The following is a 23,316-nucleotide window of genomic DNA, read 5'->3' on the forward strand; positions in this document are numbered from 1 at the left end:
CAAATTATGATTTTGTGCAATCTAGTTCTTATGCATAAATGCCTGCTTAGCCCTAAGTACGGCCTCGCTTTCTACCACATCTTCATCAGGTACGCAGCAATCTACCGGGCAAACCGCAGCACATTGAGGCTCTTCATGAAAACCTACACATTCCGTACACTTGTCTGGAACGATGTAGTAGAACTCATCGCTTACAGGTTCTTGGGTTTCATTAGAATCTACTTCTTTACCGCTGGGCAGTACGACATTGCCGTCCAGGTCAGTTCCATCTGCATATCTCCAGTCATCTGCCGCCTCATAGATTGCCGTGTTGGGACATTCTGGTTCGCAGGCGCCGCAGTTGATACATTCGTCTGTGATGATGATCGCCATAGCTGTTTTCTTTACTTTTGTGCAAAAATAAGATTCATTGCCTGTTAAGCCAATTAATACCTCGTTAAATGATAGAGTTTCCGCTTTCGCGAAAGCGGGAAATATTCTATCTCAATACCTAACCACCGACCACAGTAAGATCGACATCAACGAGAACCTGTGGGACATCACCATCAAACAGACCCTAACTCTGGCTGAGCAGAAAAACTCGTGGTTCACGCGTGATAACCTGCTCTATGCACTGGAACAATGGTCGAAGGCCTTGACCGAAGAAAATCTCAGCGACTGGCTGAAACCTTATCATTTAGAGAACGTGACTCCCAAAAAAGTAGCCGTTATTGCTGCTGGAAATATTCCGTTAGTGGGTTTTCACGATGTGCTGTGCATCATCTTGACTGGACATTTTGCGCAAATCAAAACCAGTAGCAATGATGATGTTTTGCTACCCATGATGTTAAAATTGGCGGGTGCAGACCTTCCAGCATTGGAAAACTCCTATGAATTTACAGATGGAAGACTAACCGATTTTGATGCGGTGATCGCTACTGGTAGTAATAATACGGCACGATACTTTGAACATTATTTTGGCAAGAAGCCAAACATCATAAGAAAGAATCGCAATTCTATTGCCGTATTGACTGGTAATGAAACGCATGAGCAGCTGGTGGCATTGAGCGATGATGTGTTTTTGTTTTTTGGATTGGGTTGTCGCAGTGTGAGCCATTTAAAAGTCCCAAGCGATTATGATTTTGACGCATTTTTCAAGGCGATGTATGAGAAAAGGGAATTGATTAATTACATCAAGTACTCTAACAATTACGATTACAACAAGGCTGTTTATTTAATGAGCGAGTTTAAATTGCTCGATAATGAATTTCTCATCATCAAGGAAGAGATTGAAAGCTATGCCTCGCCTATCGCATCGTTGGGATACAGCTATTATTCCAGTGATGAAGAAATACAGAACGAAATTCACACAAATGCCGAAGATCTTCAATGCGTTGTAGCGGATTCAGAAATACAAAAAACATTGCAACCTGTCGTTGGTGAACTGGCGGCTCCACAGTTGGTAGATTTTGGTGAAACGCAAAAACCTGCATTGGATGATTATGCTGATGGTCTGGATACGATTCATTTTCTGTTGACATTATCTTAAAAACTTATGGCTTTCATAACACAGTTAAAGTGCCATTTTTGCACTTTTGTACAAACGTAAAAACCACTTTCATGCTTAAGTATAATTTTAGCGCAGGACCTTGTGTACTGCCTCAAGAAGTTCTCAAAAAAGCAGCAGACGCTGTCCTCAATTTCAATGACTTAAGCATCCTTGAAATCTCTCACCGTAGTAAAGATTTTATTGCTGTGATGGATAAAGCCCAATCGCTAGCATTAGAGCATTTAGGTTTGACCGGTAAAGGCTACTCTGCTCTTTATTTGGGTGGTGGCGCAAGTATGCAATTCTTAATGGTTGCATACAATTTATTGGAGAAAAAAGCAGCTTATCTAGAGACTGGAACATGGTCAGTAAAGGCGATTAAAGAAGCGAAGATGTTCGGTGAAGTCGATGTTATTGCGTCTTCCAAAGACCAAAACTTCAACTACATTCCTAAGGATTATAAAGTTCCTAGCGATGCAGACTACTTTCACTTCCAGACCAACAACACTATTTTTGGAACGCAATTGCAGGACACGCCTGACGTGGGTGTGCCTTTGGTTTGTGATATGAGTAGCGATATTATGTCTCGCCAGCGCGATTTTGAAAAGTATGATTTGATTTATGCTGGTGCCCAAAAGAATATGGGTCCTGCAGGAACAACCTTAATCGTAGTCAAGGATGATATTTTAGGAAAAGTATCTCGCCAGATTCCTTCAATGTTGAACTACAAGGTTCATATTGAGAAAGAATCTATGTTCAATACGCCTCCAGTATTCCCTATTTATGCTACCATGTTGACTTTGGAATGGCTTAAAGATAATGGCGGTATTCCTGCCATTGAAAAGATCAATAACCAGAAAGCAGAATTGGTGTACAGCGAGATTGATAGGAATCCGCTATTTACTGGTTTTGTAACTAATAAAGAAGACCGTTCTAAAATGAATGCGACGTTTTCATTACACGATGAATCGTTAGCGGAGCGTTTCAACGCGATGGTTAAGGAAGCTGGTATCAATGGCCTTAATGGACACAGGTCTGTTGGCGGTTACCGCGCCAGTATGTATAACGCTTTGAGCGTTGAGAGTGTACAGACACTAGTCGATACAATGAAAGAATTAGAGCGTACGGCTTAATCTGATTATGGTTTCGTTTTCCAATAATTTTGATGATCACAGAATTATGTTAGTAAATATAGAAATGCAGGTAAGAAAAAAATACCGACGCATATCCACACAAATAAGAGATGCCGCCGATAAATGGCTGGACAAGAAAACAGCGCCTTATGGTGGCTTTAAAAAATGACCAGAATAGCGAAGTTTTTATTTTTTGCCATAGTAGTGTCAAGTTGCTCTGGTCAAGAAAATCTTAGAGAATATTACTATTCTATAGGGGACAAAGAACAAATCCAAATTTATCAATATGTCGATAAATTCGATACCGAAAATATTGAGTATTGGAAAGTAACAGGTAGTCCTACAACGAAAACTATTTTGACTGAGTCGTTTAATAGTGATTTCGAACTTTATAATATTTTTGAAGAACATCTAGATGATAAGGGAGCTGCTGTATTCAGATACGCGGATTTTCAAATTAAGAAAAATGAATCAAGTATAAGAATAAATGGAACCGTAATTGACTCTATGGTTTTCAAATGGTTGGACAGCGAAAAATATCAATATTCTATCAATTATCTTGATCCAGCATTTGGTGAAATGAATTTTTTAAAGAAACGAACTTTAGACGAATTTGTAGATTTCACATTATTTGAAACAGAGTATGAAACAGCAAAATTCAAAGATGAATATGAGATGATTCAGCTCAATGCTAATGAGGTTTACAAATTTTATCAATTTACTTATTATGCAAGAAATATTGGAATGGTAAAATATGAAAGGTTTTATCCTGATGGTAGGAAAGTACAATTAGAATTAAAGCAAATTTTAACTAACGATGAATTCGAGAAACTTAAATTAAATGTCTCAAATAATTAGATAATTATATTCAAGTTCAGTTATTCTAAGACGACATTGAAAAATAAAAATTAATTGCAGACCATGAATTGAATAGATTCTTACCTGCACAGTAAAATATATTATGAGCAAAAAAGTACTCGCCAACGATGGCGTTTCCCAAAGCGGAATTGATAAGTTAGAAGCAGCTGGATACGAGGTAATCACCACAAATGTGGCTCAAGATCAATTGCAGGATTATATCAACAAGCATGAAATTGATGTATTGCTGGTGCGTTCTGCAACCACAGCACGTCAGGATTTGATTGACAACTGCCCTACTCTTAAAATCATAGGTCGTGGTGGTGTTGGTATGGATAACATCGATGTTCAATATGCTCGTGATAAAGGATTGAAAGTCGTCAACACACCAGCAGCTAGTAGTGCCAGTGTGGCTGAGCTTGTTTTTGCTCACCTTTACGGTGGTGTGAGGTTCCTATACGATTCCAACAGAAACATGCCGCTAGAAGGCGACAGCAACTTTAAAGGCTTGAAAAAAGCCTATGCAAAAGGTGTTGAACTAAGAGGTAAAACCATCGGGATTATTGGAATAGGCCGCATAGGTCAAGAGGTTGCAAAAATTGCAGCTGGTGTAGGAATGAAGGTAGTCGCTCACGACAGCTTTGCAGAAAAGGCACCGACAGTTTCTTGGAAATTATTTGACGGTCAGGAAATCAAAGTGGAAATACCACTTGTTGAAAAAGACGAATTATTGAAGACGGCAGATTTTATCTCGCTTCACGTTCCTGCACAGAAGGATTATGTTCTAGGCAAGAAGGAATTTGGAATGATGAAGAAAGGTGCAGCCGTGGTCAATGCCGCTCGTGGTGGTGTTCTTGATGAAGTTGCACTCGTTGAAGCCTTAGAAAACGAGCATTTGAGTTTTGCCGCTTTGGATGTGTTTGAAAAAGAACCAGCTCCAGAAGTAACTCTTATGATGAACAGCAAATTATCACTGACTCCGCACATTGGAGCTGCAACTAATGAAGCTCAAGATCGTATAGGTGAAGAACTAGCAGATCAGATCATCGCAATATTGGATTAATCGCTCAAAATTACTTTTACAAACGCGCCTATAACAGGCGCGTTTTTGTATTGTATAAAAATGAATGAATAACTAAAAATCTACGTTTTTCACTTCTATACTATTGACTCTAAAATGTTTACCTTTATTCAAACAGATAATCATGATTAAATTAGTCTCCAGAGATAATCCCGACATTCTTGCCTTCAAAGTTAAAAATGAGGTAGACCAGGAAGATGTAGATTGGTTGGTAGAAAGAATAGGTCAGAAGTATAGCAAAACGCAAAACTCTGTCTCAGTATATGTGGAGTTTGAAAATTTTGAAGAGATAACCTTGAGTAGCTCTTGGAAATATTTGAAAATGTTACTCGAATACACTTTCAAGCTAATTAAAAAGGTTGACAAATTAGCAGCGATAACCTCTAGTAAAGCCCTTAGAAAAAAATTATCTGCGGAATTCTTCCTTATCCCAAACGTTCAATGTAAAACTTTTCAAGAAAGTGAATGTGATCAAGCCGTTGAATGGTTGGAAAATATTTAGTATATAAAATTGAGCAATCTCTACTAAATTACTGATGGTATTTAACGTTTTTTAATAGGATTATGGGGAACACGCTTTCGCGAAAGCGGAAATAATACAAACTTCCTACAAAAAGGTTCTTTCATAATTCGTATTTTCAAACCTAAAATCAACCAACAATGGCTTCCATACTAGACCTTTTACAAACTGAGATGGGACAGACGCTTATCAATGGCGCTGCCCGTAAAACAAACACATCACCAGATAAAACTGCAAACGTACTTTCCCAAGCAATGCCTCTTATATTAGGCGCCATGCAGCGCAACGCAAAAACACCTGAAGGTGCTGCGTCTTTATCAAATGCCTTGAGTGACTCACGCCACAATGGTGGTGTTCTAGAAATGTTAGGTGGTTTATTCGGCGATGGACCTGGTAGTCCAGAAGAATTAGAACAAGATGGCGCTGGAATATTGAAACACGTATTAGGCGGCAAGCAACCACAGGTAGAAAGTGCAATTTCTAGCTCTAGTGGAGTCGATATGCAATCTGTAGGACAAATTATTAAAATTGCTGCTCCCATCATTATGGGGCTTCTTGGTAAGCAAAAGCAAGAAAAACAAATAAGTCAAAACGGTATAGGCGATCTTTTAGGGTCTGTATTAGGTCAATCAGGAAGTCATGACCAGTCTTTCTTGACGACTATCCTGGATGCAGACGGTGATGGCAGTATTATTGATGATGTTGCAGGAATGGTGTTAGGCGGTGATAAAAAGAAAAAAGGTGGACTAGGCGGCATGCTGGGTGGTCTTTTTGGAAAATAAAATAAAGATGAGAAGCATACTGGGTACGATTTGTTTATTAATAAGCATCATATGGATCGCATCCAGTTGTGGATCTCAAAATAGCACTACTACAGAGCGCAGTCCAGAGGTTATAAATGATACGATCAGGATTGCAAATGATAGCCTTGAGTATGAAGTAATCATCATTGAGCCTGGTTTTAATTCATGGCTTGCTACTCAACCACCTCAAGAATTTAGAGCTAAAAGTTCGATGGATATTACCAACGATATCAAGATACCCTTGTATAATTTAAGGGTGAATCAGCCGCTTCAATACGATCCTAATCTCTATCCTTTTAGGATCGATTATGATCCATCCATCGATTATGGTCTGGAAGTCACTTATCTTTTATTTAATTACTTTAAATTCTTTGAGCAACGATTTAATCAACGTTTGTAGATTATTTTTGCAGCATGCAAGAACTTAAAGAACGCTGGGAAATAACCAAAAACTGGCAACTCATCTATATATTTTTAGGAATCATAGGCTTACTCGCCTGTGGTTTTTTTGTAGCTCGCAAACTCATACCAACCAATTTTGAGGATGTGATGTATGAGTATTTATTTGTATTAATAGTTAGTTTTATCAATGCCTATATTTTCTATCGTATTGCCCTGTGGTTATTCAAAAAACTAGGACCTAAATGGAAGGTTGAATATCGCTGGGAACTCATCGCTATTTTCATCGTGTTTGCGATCACTGGATCAGCGTCTGCAAGATTGTCTGGACCAGTATTGGAATGGATAGGCCTTGATCGGGATACCACTAGTGGCTGGATATTCTGGCCATTGAGATTGCTGATTATATTTCCTTTTTACCAAGTATTGTTGGTGGTTATGGGATGGATTTTTGGCCAATTTGATTTTTTCTGGGCGTTTGAAAAGAAGATGTTGAAGAGGTTTGGGATTAGGCTAGGTAAAGAGTGAGAGAATTCCTTTAGAATATCTTTTAGCTTTTTAAAAATACTTTATATTTGCAACCGCTTTGAAAGAAGCATAAACAAGGTCGCATAGCTCAGCTGGATAGAGCACCTGCCTTCTAAGCAGGCGGTCGAAGGTTCGAATCCTTCTGCGATCACTGAAAGGCTCTCATTCATTTGAGGGCCTTTTTTGTTATAGATGCTTTTACTTTTAAATATAATCAAGGCTCAAAAATCTTTCCTTATTCCGCTTTCGCGAAAGCGAAATTACCAAAGCCTCACACCTTTCCAGACGACTTTGACTTGTACAATATGTTTAAGGTCAATCCTGCCATTACCATTAATATACCCAACAACGACCACCAAGTATAAATCTCTAAAAACCAAAAAGCTCCTATTATTACTGTAAATATCACCTCAAGATATTTGAGCGGGGCAATTTGATTAGTTGATGCGATTTGAAAGGCTTTAGTCATATAAAGTTGACCTACAAATCCCACAATTCCAAGTACGGCAAGCAGGAACCACTCTGCCCCTATGGGGTTTTTCCAATTGCTTATCGATAATAGGCCGCCTAAAACAGTTCCTATAAACATGAAGTAATTCACCACTACAAGTGGATGATCCTGCTTTCCAATTTTTGCAATAACTACAAAGATCAAACCCATGAATAGTGCTGATAATATGATCATGCCTAGTCCAACTAAGCTTAGACCGTCATCAAATCCCTTTAATACCAATACACCTGCAAACGCTAACAAAAAGAAAAGCCACTGGATGGGTTTAATATGTTCCTTCAGCCATATTACAGCAAACACGGCTGCAAAAATTGGGGACAAATAGCGTAATGTAACAGCGGTGCCAACTGGTAAATATTTGAGTGAACTAAAGAATAGAAGCAATGAAATAGCGCCACCAACACCTCTTAAAATCAACAAACCTCTCTTATTTCCTTTTAGTGGTATTTTATGGTAAATCAATAAACTGGTAGTAATTACTAGAGTACCTATAGATCTGAAAAACACCAATTGATAGGCACTAAAATCGGATAGATATTTGACCAATCCATTCATGATAGCAAATGCAATGGCACTTAACGTCATGAATAAAATTGCTTTGTGTAGGTCTTTCATCTTTTATTTAAAAATTCTCAAACCGAATTTTTCTCGTTTGAAAGGGAATTTCTGTCCATCTCAACTTTTGAGAGTATAGATCTAGCGTTTTTCAAAGGTCTATATATTTTTCTTCCTTATAATGGTTGACAATAAATAAAAGTCGAGGTTATGCCAATGGCCAGTTTTCTGAATGAATCACTTGTTGATTATTAGTAGGTAATAAATGATCAAGTTGAACATGATTGTATGATACTTTACATATTATATATGGATCACAAACTGCTAATAATTAAAACCATGTATAAAACTACAGTGAGAGATAAGTTTAAAATATTCAAAATCAATCGCCTAATTTATAGATATTTAAACACCAATTCTAATATTTACAATAACCTAAAAGCAGAGTGAAATGAATTTGGTTGACCAGATGCCGATCTATTTTATGATATTTGGAGAGCATTAATTGAATCATTCATTTTAAGAAATCCTATGTCAAAAACGATTGTCCTTACTGGAGCTGGAGGCGTGCTTTGCAGCACTTTAGCAATTGCACTTGCTAAACAGGGCCATAACATTGCAGTCCTAGATTTAAGAAAAGAAGCAGCAGATGCCATTGCTGATGAGATCAAGGCAACTGGCGGTAAAGCTTTGGGAGTTATGGGAAACGTTCTTGAAAAAGACACGTTGGAAAAAGCTAAAAAAGAGATCAATGACGCTTTTGGCAAGGTTGATATTCTAATTAATGGCGCTGGCGGTAATCACCCTATGGGTACCACTAGTAATCCATTTTTTCAAATGGAAGACCTCAAAAATACTACTGATGGATTCAAAACATTTTTTGACCTAGATCCCAAAGGGATTGAATTCACCTTCAATCTCAATTTTCTAGGAACCCTTATCCCTACTCAAGTTTTTGCACAAGACATGGTAGGCCGCGATGGATGTAGCGTGCTAAATATTTCATCCATGAATGCGTTTACTCCGCTGACTAAAATACCTGCCTACAGCGGTGCCAAAGCTGCCGTTTCCAACTTTACTCAATGGCTAGCCGTCCACTTTTCTAAAGTGGGAATACGTGTCAATGCCATCGCACCAGGTTTTTTCCTGACAGACCAGAATCGGGCCCTTTTGACTAATAGCGATGGATCTGCGACACCACGTGGCGAGCAAATCATAGGTCAAACACCTATGGGTCGCTACGGCAAACCTGAAGATCTAATTAGTACCGTCGAGTGGCTTTGTGATGACGCAGCATCTTTTATCACGGGAATTGTGGTGCCTATCGATGGCGGATTTAGCGCTTATAGCGGCGTTTAAAATATTATGGGTAAAAATTAGATTATAACTAGTTCGCTTTCGCGAAAGCGATACAAAAAACAAACAATGAATCTAGAACAAACATGGCGGTGGTACGGTCCAAAGGATCCAGTTTCCCTTGCCGATATTAAGCAAGCTGGTGCCACTGGCATTGTGAGTGCTTGCCATCAAATTCCAAATGGTGAAGAATGGTCTGTAGATGCGATCATGGAACGCAAAAAATTGATTGGAGATGCTGGATTGTCCTGGTCTGTAGTAGAAAGTGTGCCTATTCATGAGAATATTAAAACTAGATCAGGTGATTACAAAGTATATATAGAACGTTACAAAAACACAATTACTAATCTTGGTAACTGTGGTATAGACATCGTTTGTTACAATTTCATGCCAGTACTGGATTGGACAAGAACCAACCTTGATTATGAGCTTCCTGATGGCTCTACTGCATTGCGCTTTGAAGCTGCTGCTTTTGCAGCTTTTGAACTTTTTTTATTAAAACGTCCAGGTGCCGAAAACAACTATACCATAGCGCAACAGATAGAGGCTAAAGAGTATCTAGAAAAGTCAACTCCTGAACAGCAAGAAAAGTTGATTAATAACATTATTGCAGGCCTACCAGGTGCTGAGGAAGGTTACACATTGAAGGAATTTAATACCATACTTGCTACATATAACAACATTGGATCTAAGGAATTGAAGGCAAACCTATTTTATTTTCTATCAGAAATAATACCTGTTGCCGAGAAAGCTGGAGTTTTGATGTGTATCCATCCTGACGACCCACCATTCCCTATTTTAGGATTACCACGTGTGTTAAGTACAGAACAAGACATCGTTGATTTATACAACGCTGTGGACAGTCCTAATAATGGGTTGACATTTTGTACAGGATCTTTTGGAGTTCGAACAGACAACGATCTTGCTGGTATGGTAGAACGTCTGGGCAGCCGTATTCACTTCATACATTTAAGAGCCATTAAACGAGATGATCAAGGGAATTTTCATGAAGCTAACCACCTAGATGGCGACGTTGATATGTTCGCCGTGATGAAGGCCCTTGTGTTAGAACAATTAAAACGTGAGAAATCAGGTAGAAAAGATTTAAGAATGCCATTTAGACCTGATCATGGTCATAAGATGCTTGATGACCTAAAGAAAAAGACCAATCCTGGTTATTCTGGAATAGGTAGATTGCGTGGTCTGGCGGAATTACGTGGTCTAGAACTAGGAATAAGAAGATACATTTCGTAATATTAGGCAATCGATTACATTAATAATATTAAACATCATTTTACTGCCTGCAAGCAGTCCGATAAACAGAATTGAAATCAATGTCAACAAAATTTGAAACGCGTTATGCGTCAAGTCCTTACACCGTTAAAAAACTAGACACTCAAGAACTGAGAGAAGAATTCTTGATTGAAAAACCACTAAAAAATGGTGAGATTAACCTCACCTACACGCACTACGATAGATACATCGCTGGTGGTGCTGTTCCAACTTCAAATCCGCTTAAATTAGAAACTATAGATCCGCTTAAAGCTGAGTACTTTTTAGAGCGTCGTGAAATGGGAATTATCAATGTTGGATCTACAGGAACCATTGAAGTAGACGGTAAGAAATATGAGATGAATCATAAAGATGCTCTTTATATAGGGCAAGGTGCTAAAGATGTTGTTTTTCACAGTGCAAATGCAAATGAACCAGCTAAGTTTTATATCAACTCAGCTCCCGCACATAAATCTTTTCCTACTAAAAAAGTAAGTCTAGCAGAAGCAAACAAAATTGAACTAGGTAGCTTAGAAACGGCTAACCATAGAACAGTAAGCCAGATGATTATAGGCGGTATTGTAGATACCTGTCAGTTACAAATGGGAATGACAGAGCTTAAAACAGGTAGTGTCTGGAATACCATGCCGGCTCACGTCCATGACCGCAGGATGGAAGTCTATTTTTACCTTGACGTACCAGATGAGCAATCCGTTTGTCATTTTATGGGACAACCTCAAGAAACGAGACACATCTGGATGCAAAATCACCAGGCGGTAATATCGCCACCATGGTCCATCCACTCAGGATCTGGAACATCTAACTATACTTTCATTTGGGGAATGGCAGGAGAAAATTTGGATTATGGAGATATGGACGTAGCAAAAATCAAAGAACTTAGATAATATGTCAGCATCACTATTTGAAGTTACAGGTAAAGTAGCATTAGTTACAGGTAGTACCCATGGTTTAGGAATGTCTATGGCAATGGGTTTAGGAAAAGCAGGAGCCACCATTGTGGTGAATGGAAACTCCAGTCAGGACAAAATTGATAACGCACTAGAAGAATATCGCGCTGCAGGTATTAAGGCAGTTGGGTATAAGTTTGATGTATCTGATGAAGATGCTGTGAAAGAAGCTGTTTCTAACATTGAGACGGAAGTTGGTCCCATTGATATCTTAATCAATAATGCCGGTATTATTAAAAGAACACCGCTAGTTGATATGGAAGTTGCAGATTTCAAGCAAGTAATTGATATTGATTTAGTGAGTCCGTTTTTAGTCTCTAAACATGTAGTTAGTGGTATGATTGAGCGCAAATCTGGAAAGATTATTAACATCTGCTCCATGATGAGTGCTTTGGGAAGAAACACTGTAGGAGCCTATGCGGCTGCAAAAGGTGGACTGGTCATGCTAACTAAGAATATGGCGACAGAATGGGCAAAGCATAATGTTCAAGTCAATGGAATAGGTCCTGGTTATTTTGCCACAACACAAACGGCTCCCATACGCGTGGATGGTCATCCTTTCAATGAATTTATTGTCAATAGAACACCTGCTGCAAAATGGGGTGATCCAGACGATCTAGCCGGTGCAGCTATCTTTCTATCTTCTAAAGCGAGTGACTTTGTCAATGGCCATATTTTATATGTCGATGGCGGTATTCTTGCCACGATTGGAAAACCTTCAAACGAGGATTAATGTTAACAAACGGGATTTTTTTAGCCCTTTGCGCTCTTCTTTCGATGAGTTGTAAGGATAATAAATTGGAGGGAAATTCCATTTTGCCTACCAACTCAATCGATGTAGCAAGAACAGATACCGTTGTTGGTTCTTTATCTACTGCTGAAAAAGTTCTTCATAAGCTTTCTTTAGATTCTATACCAGGCTGGAATAGCTATGATAATGATGTTGTTCCTATCCAAACGGATGATTTGAATAGTGATAATAATTGGGACGAAATGGCTTCTGTAATTGATATTACGGCAAATGAAGAGAAAAATGTTTTTTTTTACGCTTTCGCGAAAGCGGAACTTCCATCATTCCCTAAAACAAGAAATGTCCATTTTAGCTTAGGAAAGTTTCAAACCGTTACCCATAATAAGTTAGCAAGCAGTGAATTTTCGAATAAGGAAGACGCTACAAATCAGCCTTGTTATATTATAAGCACTTGGGAGCATAGCGATGAAAAAAATCAAATAACTGAGGTCTTTTCAAAAGCCGTCTATGATACTGGCGCCTCGATTTCAAACCTTATTAGTGTTGCATAAATAAAAATATATTACTAATGAAAATCCAATATTTATTATTGCTTATTCCTATACTACTTTTAAGTAGCTGTGGCGGCGGCGAGGAAGAAGTTACCGTATTGAGACTAGCGCATAGTCTGGATACAGAGCATCCTGTTCATAAGGGTATGGTCGTTCTGGGAGAAAGCCTCGAGCGAAAATCTGGCGGGAAAATGAAGGTGCAACTGTATCCCAATGGACAACTGGGCGGCGAACGCGAGAGCATCGAATTATTACAAATAGGCAGCCTTGATATAACTAAGGTTAGTGCTGGTATTTTAGAGAACTTTATCCCTGAATATAAAGTCTTTAGTATTCCATATCTATTTAGAGACAAACAACACAGCCACGATATTTATGATGGGAAAGTAGGTAGGCAGATTCTTGACCAAGGAGAAAAATTTAACTTACACGGTTTGACTTTTTATGACGCCGGAAGCCGTAGTTTTTATACCAAGACAGATCCTATAAACTCCCCAAAAGATCTTCAGGACATGAAGATTAGAGTCATGAAAAGTAATATGGCAATAGAAATGATTCATGATCTGGGCGGTGCTCCAACACCTATTTCTTTTGGTGAATTATACACGGCATTGCAACAAGGGGTTGTCGATGGTGCTGAAAATAATATTCCAAGTTTTTATACATCAAAGCATTTTGAAGTCTGTAAGTTTTTGAGCATTGACGAGCACACCTCGTTACCAGACGTTTTAGTAATAGGAACTCAAACCTTGGCAAGGTTGAGCGATCAAGAAAAGCAATGGCTACAAGAAGCTGTGTTAGAATCCAAAAACGCGCAGCGCGAACTTTGGGACATTTCTGAAAAAGAGTCCCTTGAAAAAGTCATCGAGAGTGGTGTAAAAGTCAACTACCCAGAAAAACAGTCCTTTAGACAAGCTACTAAGGAAATGCTTGAAATTTTTAATGAGAATCCAAATATGAAAAAATTGGTTCAATCTATTCAAGAAAATTAATATGAGAAAAGTAGTAGTCAATATAGTAGGCAAAGTGTGCCTTACCGTGCTTATCATCATGCTATGCGCTGTGATCTGGCAGGTATTTTCTCGCTTCATACTACAGTCACCCAGCACAGCCACAGATGAGATTTCTAGTTTTGCATTAATCTGGGTAGGTTTGTTAGGTGCAGCTTATGCAACAGGAGAACATTTACATCTAGCCATCGATCTATTACCTGAAAAAATGGTAAATAAGAATATCGCTTTCTTTGATGGGTTTGTGTATTTAAGCGTGTTTGTTTTTTCTCTATGTGTGATGATTATAGGTGGCGCTAGATTGTGCCAGCTAACTTTTCAATTTGAGCAAACTTCAGCGTCTTTAGGATTACCCTTAGGTTTTATCTATTTGATAGTGCCTATTTCAGGTGTGTTGATCTGCTATTTTAGTCTTGATTCCTTCTTTGTCAAAATCAAATCCCAAAAAGCTTCTTGATATGAATTATATAGAAATACTCATTCTCGTTCTTAGCTTTTTGATCTTCCTATCTTTTCGTGTGCCTATTGCATACGCTATAGGTCTGGCAGCTTTTGCAACTCTTATTTACTCCATGCCATTTCTACCGTCAGTTACAACTCTGGCGCAGCGTATGGCTACATCACTTGATAGTTTTACGTTGAGTGCAATCCCGTTTTTTATCCTTGCAGGACAAATTATGAATCGTGGAGGTATCGCGGTGCGTCTTATCAATTTTGCCAAAGCGATTGTAGGACCACTTCCTGGTGGTCTAGCTTTTGTAAACATTATCTCCTGTATGTTGTTTGGAGCGATTTCAGGTAGTGCGGTGGCTGCAGCTAGTGCGATAGGTGGATTCATGAATCCTATGATGGAAAAAGATGGTTATAGCAAACCATTTTCTGCAGCGGTAAACATAACTAGTGCTACAACAGGTTTGATCATTCCGCCTAGTAATGTGTTGATCGTTTACTCGCTGGCAAGTGGTGGTGTTTCTATCGCTGCTTTATTTATTGCGGGTTACGTCCCTGGAATTTTATTAGGTCTTGCACTAATGGTTGTTGCAGCTATCTACTCCATAATCAAAAAATACCCTACCGATAAACTAGTCAGTTTCAAAACATTTTTGAAACGCTTTTTTGATGCTTTGCCTAGCCTTATGCTACTTGTAGTAGTAATAGGAGGAATAGTTGGCGGAATCTTTACGGCAACTGAAGCCAGTGCCGTCGCCGTCATGTATACGGTTGCTCTTGGCTTTATTTACAAAGAAATAAAGATAAAGGACCTTGCTCCTATTCTTCTAGAAACCATCAAAACCAGCGCTATTGTACTATTGTTGATTGCAACATCCATAGCTATGAGCTGGGTAATGTCTTACGAAAACATACCACAAGAGATAAGCGCAACTTTATTGGGAATAAGTGAGAATCCAGTTGTGATACTAATAATTATCAATTTGATATTGTTGTTTGTTGGAATTTTTATGGACATGACTCCAGCGGTTTTGATCTTCACTCCTATTTTCTTACCTATTGTAACCGCAATGGGCATGGATCCAGTACATTTTGGAATTATAATGATCCTGAATCTATGTATCGGTCTATGTACGCCGCCAGTAGGCTCTGTGTTGTTCGTAGGCTGTAGTGTTGCAGATCTAAAAATCCAGAAAGTGATTAAACCCATGCTGCCGCTATTTCTCGCAATGATTGCGGTTTTAGTGATGATCACATATTTTGAAGATCTTACCTTATGGCTACCACGAGTATTTGACTTAATCGACTAGGCTCCAAATATTAACCAATTGAAAAGTCCTGTGATTTAAAACACAGGACTTTTTTATTTAGATCATATAAGCAAGAAAGCTTCTTTACTTTTAATCATTGTAATTTCAATAAACTTGCTATCATCCTTGTCTAAATCCGCAGAAGAAAGCTTTGTTTAGTTGAAGTTCTATAGACGGTTGCGTATTAAGAATATTTTGGTCAAAAAATCTTATTCACCTAATAAACACTGCCTGTCTATAATTACCAAATATTACGTTAGTGAACTTTTAAGTAGGTCGATGAATGATTCTCAAATAGCCTAATTGTTTATCTAAACGCTACTTCTTAATAAGATTGGCATTTTTGATTGCCTCAGCTATATCGTTCGACAATCCTTTATAGTCTTTATTACTAATCTTGTTTTTTTCAAATAACTGGCTTCCCATGCCCACACAATTGACGCCTGCGTCAAACCATTCCCTGAGTCCATCGGTTGATGGTTCGATTCCACCAGTAGGCATGATGGCAAGTTCAGATAATACTGATGTTATCGCTTTCGCGAAAGCGGAACCTATCACATTTGCAGGAAAAATCTTGATCATTTTACAATCCAATTGAGTAGCGTTGAAAGCCTCCTTAATGGTTGCGATCCCAGGAATATAAGCAACTTGTTGATCTCTACAATAAGTAGCAACATCTTCTACCAAGCATGGCGATACTACGAAAGCAGCACCTAGATCGATAAATTTCTTTGCAGTATCCAAATCATAAATGGTTCCTATTCCTATTTCTAGATCAGGCCATTTATCTTTTTGTTCAATAAGCGCCTTGAATATTTCAGCCGCATTTGATCCGCGATTTACAAACTCAAAGGTTCTAACACCACCATCATAGGATGCATTAACTACATCTATAGATGTTTGTAAGTCTTTGTGATAAAAAACTGGTACGATCTTATGCTGATCAGTTCTGGAAATAAAGGATTCAATATTCATATGTTATCTTAAAAGGCGACCTACATTATCACCTTTTACTAGGTGCATGACTTCTTCACTACTACTCAAATTCACATCTCCAATGGTGCTATGCTTTAAAACGGATGCTGCTACCGCATACTCCACAGTTTGTTGATCGTCCAGGTTTAATAAGCCATAGATCAATCCAGCCATGAAGGCATCTCCACCACCTATTCTATCAACGATATTGCTCATTTCGTACGTTTTGGAAGTATAGAGCTTACCATCCTTGTACATGACCACAGTCAAATCATTGTGAGACGCCGAATGTGATACTCGTATGGATTTGGAAAAGGCTTTTACATTGGGATACTTTTCTATCACTAATTCACAGTTGCGTGACCAGTCATCATCATGGATTCCCAAACAATTTTCCAGATCAACTCTACCACCAACTACATAATCTGTATGTTCTACTAAACCAGGCATTATATCCAATGGCTGCTTGCCATATTGCCATAGGTTTCTCCTGTAATTAATGTCACCACTTGTTTGAACACCTCGTTTTTTAGCTTCTTTTAAAGCTCTAAGTGTTACATCTGCAGCACTTTGCGAAATGGCAGGAGTAATACCGCTATAATGAAACCAATTGGCATCTTCGAAGACAATATCCCAATCAACTTCATCTTCTTTCAAATAAGCAAAAGTGGTATCAAACCTATCGTAAACGATTCTTGATGGACGTTGCATAACGCCACATTCTAGAAAGTATATACCAAGCCGTCCTTCTTTTCTAACGATTCCCTCGCTTCCAACATTATTCATTTTAAGAAAACGCTCCACCCGTTCCCCTAAATCACTCTTTGGTAATGCGGTAATATGCGTGTTTTTCAAACCCATGTGGGCAAGTGAAACACCTACATTAGCTTCAGAGCCTCCAAAATTTACGTCAAAATTGACCGTTTGAAATAATCTTTTATTGTTGGGAACGGTAAGGCGCATGAGAACCTCACCTAAGGTTACTACTTTTTGATTCATGGTTGATTATTGAGTATCGACAAACTTAAAACAAATTGATACTATAACGAAATAGCTCATTTCACTATCTAAAAAGATTTTTGAATTTTTTCGTAAAAAGCATAGCATTTTCACGACATAGCTGGAGAACATTAACCAAAAACCAATTTTTAGTAAATATTATCCTGTGCGATCTCATTTGCTTTTAACTTTGGCCTTTAAACATTATAAGAATGCCCTACCGAGTATTTGAAGAGTACAATATCAAAGTAACAGATGACATCCGTGAGAAATATAAAAGTGTCATTACAGATTTAGGTGAAGATGTAGAACGAGAAGGATTATTAAAGACTCCTGAAAGAGCAGCAAAAGCCATGCAGTTTCTAACCAGCGGTTACGATCAAGATGCTGCAAAGGTGTTGAAGAGCGCCATGTTTGCAGAAGATTATAACGACATGGTTATTGTAAAAGACATAGAACTTTATTCCTTGTGTGAACACCACATGCTTCCTTTTTTTGGAAAAGCGCACATTGCCTACATTCCTGATGGACATATTGTTGGTCTTTCCAAAATACCTCGTATTGTAGATATTTTTGCACGTAGACTACAAGTTCAAGAACGTCTGACCCATGATATACTTGAATGCATTCACCAAACCCTAAAACCAAAAGGAGTCGCTGTAGTAATTGAAGCGTCCCATATGTGTATGATGATGCGTGGTGTTCAAAAGCAAAACAGCTCCACGACCACGAGTGGTTTTAGAGGACAGTTTGAAAAGGTGGAAACCAGATCAGAGTTTCTTCATCTTATTTCTAGCGACTTGCATTAATAGAATGGAATGAAGTTTGAATAGTTAATTCCAAACAACTACAATCATGTTTCAATCAAAATCATCCAAATTATTCTTCAGCGTCTTGTTTGACCTTGTAGGAATGGCGTCTTATGCGGTTCCTTTCGTAGGTGAGCTTATCGATATCATATGGGCGCCCATTGCTGGTTACCTTATGACTAAAGTTTACCCTGGAAAAACGGGAAAAACGGCTGGTATTTTAACTACTATTGAAGAACTCGTTCCAGGTCTTGACATCATACCTACGTTTACTCTGACGTGGATTTATACTTATATCATTAAGAAAGAAGATACCCAAACCTCAAAAGAGCCACAAACAATTGAGGTTGAGGCCTACTAGATTGCAAGTTGTTTAAAGCCTGTCATTAGTTTCTTGATTTTAGGATCAATAATGACTTGGCAATAACCTTGCTCTCTATTGTTGTTGTAATAATCTTTGTGATAATCCTCTGCCTTGTAAAATCCGCTGGCTGCAGAAACTTCTGTAACGATAGGGTTTGAAAACGATCCAGATTCATTTAAGTTGTCGATCAATTCTCGTGCGGTCTTTTCCTGCTCTTCATTAGTGAAAAATATAGCGCTGCGATAGTGAGTTCCTATATCATAACCCTGACGATTCAATGTTGTTGGATCGTGTGTGGCAAAGAAAACTTGAAGAAGCTCTTTAAAACTGACTATTTCAGGATCAAAAATAATTTTGATGGCTTCCGCATGACCTGTTCTTCCTTGTACCACTTCTCGATACGGTGGATTTTTAATATTCCCACCACTAAAACCAGGAATTACCTCACTCACTCCTTTAACTCTTTGAAAAACTGCCTCGGTACACCAAAAACATCCACCTGCTAGTATTGCTTCCATCCTTTTTTATTACAAGTTACGACCTAGGCACCACACCTATCGATTCTTAACAACTCTTTAGACTTAAGTAGGTTTTTTACTGTAGTTTTGCAAAATGCGTGATTTTCCCGTCCATAAAAGGACTTTTTTTGTAGTTATTGCTTGTATTTTTTTCGCTTTCGCGAAAGCGCAAACATCAACCAATCAAACTGACATCAAACGTAAGGTTTATCAAGCTACAAGAGTCACCTCACAGCCTGTCATTGATGGGAAGCCTTTTGAACCCTTCTGGGAATCCATACCTCCAGGTGGCGATTTTATCATGATAGAACCTACCAGCGGTCTTGCAGAACGGGAAACTCATAAAACCGAATTCAAAATTGCCTACGATAACGATGCACTTTATGTTGCTGGTTATATGTATGATAATGAGCCCAATAGGATTCTAAGGCAATTTTCGCAACGAGATGAGATTTCGGCCCAGGCAGATCTTTTCGGCTTCTTCTTAAATACATATAACAATCAAATTAACCAAACGAGATTTTATGCTACGAGCGCTAACTCCCTAGGCGATTCTGTAGCAGAAAATGGTAGCGAAGATTTTAGCTTCAACGTGGTTTTTAAATCAGAAACAACCATCGATGGAAATGGTTGGTACGTAGAAATGCGCATACCTTATAGAACCCTAAGATTCAACGAGGCCGAAGAGCAAGACTGGAGTTTTCAAATCTTCCGTAGGATCAAGCACTTGAATGAGGATTATTCCTTTAACTATATTGATAGAACCACTGGATCTTCCTCACAATACGATGCTATTCTTAATGGAGTGGAAAACATCAATCCGCCGCTGCGTTTGAATTTATATCCCTTTGCAGCCTCCAGTTATGATGTTTTTGATGGAGAGAAGTTATTCAATATAAGTGCAGGTATGGACATCAAATATGGGATAAATGAAGCGTTCACACTGGATGCAACGTTGATACCAGATTTTGGGCAGGTAGCTTTTGATCAAGTATCTCTTAATCTTGGCCCATTTGAGCAAACCTTTAGCGAGAATAGAGCCTTCTTTTCAGAAGGAACCGACCTTTTCAATAAAGGTGGTTTGTTTTTCTCGAGACGTATAGGTCAGACGCCATCTGGATCTGGTGATGTTGATTTATTTGAAAATGAGGACATAGTTGATAATCCCAGCAATGCTAAACTTTTGAATGCTGTAAAAGTAACTGGTCGCAATCGCAATGGTCTGGGAATAGGTTTTTTAAATGCATTTACAGAAAAGACTGAGGCTACTATCCAAGGATTTGAAATCAATGCTGCAAATGATACCATCGTAACGAGACGTACTGCCGTTACAGAACCTATCACAAATTATAATGTATTCGTTTTAGACCAACAGTATGGCAGTAACTCGTCGGTTTCATTTACAAATGCTAGCACATTAAGAAGCGGCAGTTTTACAGATGCTAATGTTAGCGCCTTTGTAATTGACCACAATGACAAAGACCTCAAGAATAATTACAGTGCAGAGCTCAAAATGAGTAATCGCTTCCTCACTGATGACACTAAAACCGGTACAGCTGTAGAGCTTGACTGGCGCAGTACGAGTGGTAACTGGCAGCCAAGAGTTTCATACGATCTAATTAGTGATAATTGGGATCCTAATGACTTGGGAAGAAACTTCAGGACTAATTTTCATCAGCTTTTTGGAGAAATGCAATATGAGCAATTTGTGCCCAAAGGTATTTTCAATAGTTACCGTTTCTCTCTGGGAGCAAGTCATAGAAGATCATTGGATCCAGATTTTCATATCCAGAGCTCTGCGAGCTTAAACGCTAGATTTTTCACTAGAGAACGAAATGCATTTGGGTTTGACACCTCAGTAGGTAGTCGCAACCTGAATAGGTTTGAATCTAGAATTGCAGGCTTAAATGTGCGATATTCAGCAAATCAATCTTTCGGCGGATTCATATCTACAGATTATCGTAAGAAATTTGCTATAGATATACGAGGTGGCTATTTCTATTTATTTGACGACCCAGAAAAAGGTTATAATTTCAACATATCACCTAGATACAGGTTTAGCGATAAGTTTTTGCTGGTTTATAGATTTGACTGGAGTAAAAATGATTTGCGCAATAGCTTTGTAACTACCACAGATAATGGAACTACATCTATACTAAGTCGCCGCGATACTCACAGCGTTGAGAATTCGGTTTCTGGGACCTATAATTTCAATAACAAACAAGCTTTGAGTCTAGCTTTTAGAAATAACTGGAGTCGAGCAGCATTTAGTCGCGAGTTTGCAGAATTGCAAGAGGACGGTCGCACAGCAGACAGCAATTATGAATTAGATGAGGATTCAAATCCAGATGCCAATTTCAATGTATGGAATCTAGACTTGTCTTACAGATGGAGGTTTGCACCTGGTAGTGAAGCAAGATTGTTATATCGCAATAGCATTTTTAATTTTGATAATCAAGGTGATATTAGTTTCCAGAATAGCCTTGATGAGTTATTCATGCAGCCTGTTAGACATAATCTAAGCCTACGCATCACCTACTTCATTGATGTGAACGAGGCTAAAAATTGGTTTTCTTCCACATAAAAGCATGTACCTTTACCACAATGATTGAAGCAAAGAATATTTACAAGAGTTTTGATGATTTACAGGTACTCAAAGGTGTTGACCTAAGTATCAAAGAATCAGAAATCGTGAGTGTTATAGGTAGTTCTGGTGCTGGTAAAACCACTCTATTACATATTCTGGGAACCTTGGAAAAACCCGATAAAGTATCCAACTCGTCGCTTATGATCGACGGCACAGATGTCACAAAATTGTCTGCCCGACAATTGAGTCATTTTAGAAATCAATCGCTTGGTTTCATCTTTCAATTCCATCAATTATTGCCTGAATTTACAGCGCTAGAGAATGTATGTATTCCTGCATACATCAATAAAAAATCCAAAGCCGTCGCCGAAAAACGAGCGCAAGAGCTTTTGGAATATTTAAGTCTTGGCGACCGCATCAACCACAAGCCTAACGAGTTAAGTGGTGGCGAACAGCAACGCGTCGCTGTGGCACGTTCGTTAATTAATGATCCAAAGGTCATTTTTGCAGATGAACCAACTGGAAACCTGGATAGCAATACAGCCGCTAATCTTCATGAACTCATAGTAGATCTGCGCAAAAATTTTAACCAGACCTTTGTCATCGTGACTCACAATAAGGAGCTCGCCACACTTGCAGATCGCACGCTCACGATGAGCGATGGTAGATTTGTTGAGTATGAATAAGAAAGAGCTTAAAGAATTTCTGGACCACAAGGTAGAAATCTACAATAAGCCAGATTTCATACCTCACGATCCTATTCAAATCCCGCATCGATTTACAGATCCTAGTGACATCGCTTACTCTGGTTTTTTAACCGCGACCATATCCTGGGGCAATCGCAAATCCATCATCAATAACGCCACTAAGTTGATGGATCTCATGGACAATTCGCCAGCAGATTTTATCAGAAATTTCCAATCCACGGATCTGGATCGATTTGATGGATTTGTCCACAGAACCTTCAATAGCGAGGACTGCAAGACATTTATGAGAGCGTTGCAGGATATTGAGTTGCGTGATGATGGTTTGGAAAACGCTTTCGCGAAAGCGAACAAATCTGCATCAAATCTGCAAGAAGGAATCTCTAAGTTCAAGAAACGTTTCTTTGAAATTGAGCACCTAAACAGAACGCAGAAACATGTGAGCGATCCCATGAAAAATAGCAGCGCTAAACGCATCAATATGTTTTTGAGATGGATGGTTAGGAGCGATAACAATGGCGTTGATTTTGGAATCTGGAACCAGTTATCGATGAGTGACCTATCCTTACCACTGGATGTCCATACAGGAAATATTTCAAGAAAACTCAAGTTGCTGAAGCGTAAACAGAATGACGCAAAAGCAGTATTGGAGCTAGACACAGCTCTTAGAAAATTAGACCCGCTAGATCCTGTAAAATATGATTACGCCCTTTTTGGATTAGGAGTTTTTGACGATTTGTAAGATATTTCACTAAAACGTTAAACAATTAACAATT

Annotated in this window: 27 protein-coding genes and 1 tRNA gene; 23 read left to right on the top strand and 5 right to left on the bottom strand. The window is 38.6% G+C overall.

Annotated features, from left to right (window positions below; genetic code table 11):
• Positions 1-21: 21 nt before the first annotated feature.
• Entirely contained in the window at positions 22-372 is a 351-nt protein-coding gene (locus BLO34_RS05635) for a 4Fe-4S binding protein (RefSeq protein ID WP_090753334.1), read from the bottom strand.
• A 37-nt stretch (positions 373-409) separates the two neighbouring features.
• Between BLO34_RS05635 and BLO34_RS05640 the strand changes: the two genes are divergently transcribed.
• From BLO34_RS05640 to BLO34_RS05680, 10 genes are all read left to right on the top strand, one after another.
• Positions 410-1,528, top strand: a complete 1,119-nt coding sequence (locus BLO34_RS05640) for an acyl-CoA reductase (protein ID WP_231959570.1) — start codon at positions 410-412, stop codon at positions 1,526-1,528.
• A 71-nt stretch (positions 1,529-1,599) separates the two neighbouring features.
• Positions 1,600-2,661: a 3-phosphoserine/phosphohydroxythreonine transaminase gene (gene serC, locus BLO34_RS05645; RefSeq protein ID WP_090753336.1), complete on the top strand. Its 1,062-nt coding sequence runs from the start codon at positions 1,600-1,602 to the stop codon at positions 2,659-2,661.
• 46 nt (positions 2,662-2,707) lie between these two features.
• Complete coding sequence (locus BLO34_RS14765; protein WP_262492279.1) at positions 2,708-2,830, top strand: hypothetical protein; 123 nt, start codon at positions 2,708-2,710, stop codon at positions 2,828-2,830.
• Positions 2,827-3,519, top strand: coding sequence for a hypothetical protein (locus tag BLO34_RS05650; protein ID WP_090753338.1), 693 nt, complete (start codon positions 2,827-2,829; stop codon positions 3,517-3,519). Before BLO34_RS14765 ends, BLO34_RS05650 begins: the two co-directional genes overlap by 4 nt.
• Before the next feature lie 103 nt (positions 3,520-3,622).
• Complete coding sequence (locus BLO34_RS05655; RefSeq protein WP_090753340.1) at positions 3,623-4,582, top strand: NAD(P)-dependent oxidoreductase; 960 nt, start codon at positions 3,623-3,625, stop codon at positions 4,580-4,582.
• Between the two features lie 142 nt (positions 4,583-4,724).
• The gene (locus BLO34_RS05660; RefSeq protein WP_090753342.1) at positions 4,725-5,102 is read left to right on the top strand and encodes an STAS/SEC14 domain-containing protein; all 378 of its coding nucleotides are present in this window, start codon (positions 4,725-4,727) and stop codon (positions 5,100-5,102) included.
• Positions 5,103-5,260: 158 nt separating this feature from the next.
• Entirely contained in the window at positions 5,261-5,902 is a 642-nt protein-coding gene (locus tag BLO34_RS05665) for a DUF937 domain-containing protein (protein WP_090753344.1), read from the top strand.
• A gap of 7 nt (positions 5,903-5,909) precedes the next feature.
• Entirely contained in the window at positions 5,910-6,323 is a 414-nt protein-coding gene (locus tag BLO34_RS05670) for a DUF6146 family protein (protein ID WP_090753345.1), read from the top strand.
• A 14-nt stretch (positions 6,324-6,337) separates the two neighbouring features.
• Entirely contained in the window at positions 6,338-6,850 is a 513-nt protein-coding gene (locus BLO34_RS05675; protein ID WP_090753347.1) for a DUF6787 family protein, read from the top strand.
• 77 nt (positions 6,851-6,927) lie between these two features.
• Positions 6,928-7,001 (top strand) — tRNA-Arg (locus tag BLO34_RS05680).
• 120 nt (positions 7,002-7,121) lie between these two features.
• On the opposite strand, the gene BLO34_RS05685 is transcribed toward BLO34_RS05680, so the two are convergent.
• Positions 7,122-7,976 carry a DMT family transporter gene (locus BLO34_RS05685; RefSeq protein WP_231959571.1) on the bottom strand — a complete coding sequence of 285 codons (855 nt, stop codon included), beginning with the start codon at positions 7,974-7,976 and terminating at the stop codon, positions 7,122-7,124.
• Between the two features lie 471 nt (positions 7,977-8,447).
• Between BLO34_RS05685 and BLO34_RS05690 the strand changes: the two genes are divergently transcribed.
• From BLO34_RS05690 to BLO34_RS05725, 8 genes are all read left to right on the top strand, one after another.
• The gene (locus BLO34_RS05690; protein WP_090753349.1) at positions 8,448-9,275 is read left to right on the top strand and encodes an SDR family oxidoreductase; all 828 of its coding nucleotides are present in this window, start codon (positions 8,448-8,450) and stop codon (positions 9,273-9,275) included.
• 66 nt (positions 9,276-9,341) lie between these two features.
• Positions 9,342-10,526 carry a mannonate dehydratase gene (uxuA, locus tag BLO34_RS05695; RefSeq protein WP_090753351.1) on the top strand — a complete coding sequence of 395 codons (1,185 nt, stop codon included), beginning with the start codon at positions 9,342-9,344 and terminating at the stop codon, positions 10,524-10,526.
• Positions 10,527-10,606: 80 nt separating this feature from the next.
• Positions 10,607-11,449 (top strand): 5-dehydro-4-deoxy-D-glucuronate isomerase, encoded by an 843-nt coding sequence (gene kduI / locus BLO34_RS05700; RefSeq protein ID WP_090753352.1) that lies wholly within the window; start codon positions 10,607-10,609, stop codon positions 11,447-11,449.
• A gap of 1 nt (position 11,450) precedes the next feature.
• Entirely contained in the window at positions 11,451-12,245 is a 795-nt protein-coding gene (locus BLO34_RS05705; protein WP_090753354.1) for a gluconate 5-dehydrogenase, read from the top strand.
• Between the two features lie 83 nt (positions 12,246-12,328).
• A complete protein-coding gene (locus BLO34_RS05710; protein WP_157686700.1) occupies positions 12,329-12,814 on the top strand; it encodes a DUF4861 family protein in 486 nt (161 codons plus the stop codon).
• Between the two features lie 17 nt (positions 12,815-12,831).
• Positions 12,832-13,806: a TRAP transporter substrate-binding protein gene (locus BLO34_RS05715; protein ID WP_090753358.1), complete on the top strand. Its 975-nt coding sequence runs from the start codon at positions 12,832-12,834 to the stop codon at positions 13,804-13,806.
• Between the two features lies 1 nt (position 13,807).
• Positions 13,808-14,281 carry a TRAP transporter small permease gene (locus BLO34_RS05720; RefSeq protein ID WP_231959572.1) on the top strand — a complete coding sequence of 158 codons (474 nt, stop codon included), beginning with the start codon at positions 13,808-13,810 and terminating at the stop codon, positions 14,279-14,281.
• Position 14,282: 1 nt separating this feature from the next.
• Positions 14,283-15,584: a TRAP transporter large permease gene (locus tag BLO34_RS05725; protein ID WP_090753360.1), complete on the top strand. Its 1,302-nt coding sequence runs from the start codon at positions 14,283-14,285 to the stop codon at positions 15,582-15,584.
• 318 nt (positions 15,585-15,902) lie between these two features.
• On the opposite strand, the gene BLO34_RS05730 is transcribed toward BLO34_RS05725, so the two are convergent.
• Together BLO34_RS05730 and BLO34_RS05735 are read right to left on the bottom strand one after the other, a co-directional pair.
• Positions 15,903-16,559: a bifunctional 4-hydroxy-2-oxoglutarate aldolase/2-dehydro-3-deoxy-phosphogluconate aldolase gene (locus tag BLO34_RS05730; protein ID WP_090753362.1), complete on the bottom strand. Its 657-nt coding sequence runs from the start codon at positions 16,557-16,559 to the stop codon at positions 15,903-15,905.
• Between the two features lie 3 nt (positions 16,560-16,562).
• Entirely contained in the window at positions 16,563-17,558 is a 996-nt protein-coding gene (locus BLO34_RS05735) for a sugar kinase (RefSeq protein ID WP_090753364.1), read from the bottom strand.
• Between the two features lie 212 nt (positions 17,559-17,770).
• On the opposite strand from BLO34_RS05735, the gene folE reads away from it, so the two are divergent.
• Positions 17,771-18,367: a GTP cyclohydrolase I FolE gene (gene folE, locus BLO34_RS05740; RefSeq protein ID WP_090753366.1), complete on the top strand. Its 597-nt coding sequence runs from the start codon at positions 17,771-17,773 to the stop codon at positions 18,365-18,367.
• A gap of 46 nt (positions 18,368-18,413) precedes the next feature.
• Complete coding sequence (locus tag BLO34_RS05745) at positions 18,414-18,728, top strand: hypothetical protein (RefSeq protein WP_090753368.1); 315 nt, start codon at positions 18,414-18,416, stop codon at positions 18,726-18,728.
• Here BLO34_RS05745 and msrA read toward each other — a convergent pair.
• Complete coding sequence (gene msrA / locus BLO34_RS05750) at positions 18,725-19,249, bottom strand: peptide-methionine (S)-S-oxide reductase MsrA (RefSeq protein ID WP_090753370.1); 525 nt, start codon at positions 19,247-19,249, stop codon at positions 18,725-18,727. The two genes, BLO34_RS05745 and msrA, sit on opposite strands and share 4 nt — an antisense overlap.
• Positions 19,250-19,343: 94 nt before the next feature.
• Between msrA and BLO34_RS05755 the strand changes: the two genes are divergently transcribed.
• From BLO34_RS05755 to BLO34_RS05765, 3 genes are read left to right on the top strand one after another with little or no spacing between them, the layout of a single operon-like run.
• Positions 19,344-21,833 (top strand): DUF5916 domain-containing protein, encoded by a 2,490-nt coding sequence (locus BLO34_RS05755; RefSeq protein WP_090753372.1) that lies wholly within the window; start codon positions 19,344-19,346, stop codon positions 21,831-21,833.
• Positions 21,834-21,853: 20 nt separating this feature from the next.
• Entirely contained in the window at positions 21,854-22,522 is a 669-nt protein-coding gene (locus BLO34_RS05760; RefSeq protein WP_090753374.1) for an ABC transporter ATP-binding protein, read from the top strand.
• Entirely contained in the window at positions 22,515-23,282 is a 768-nt protein-coding gene (locus tag BLO34_RS05765; RefSeq protein WP_090756476.1) for a TIGR02757 family protein, read from the top strand. Before BLO34_RS05760 ends, BLO34_RS05765 begins: the two co-directional genes overlap by 8 nt.
• Positions 23,283-23,316: the final 34 nt, after the last annotated feature.

The organism is Nonlabens sp. Hel1_33_55, from assembly GCF_900101765.1.
Classification (GTDB): Bacteria; Bacteroidota; Bacteroidia; order Flavobacteriales; family Flavobacteriaceae; genus Nonlabens.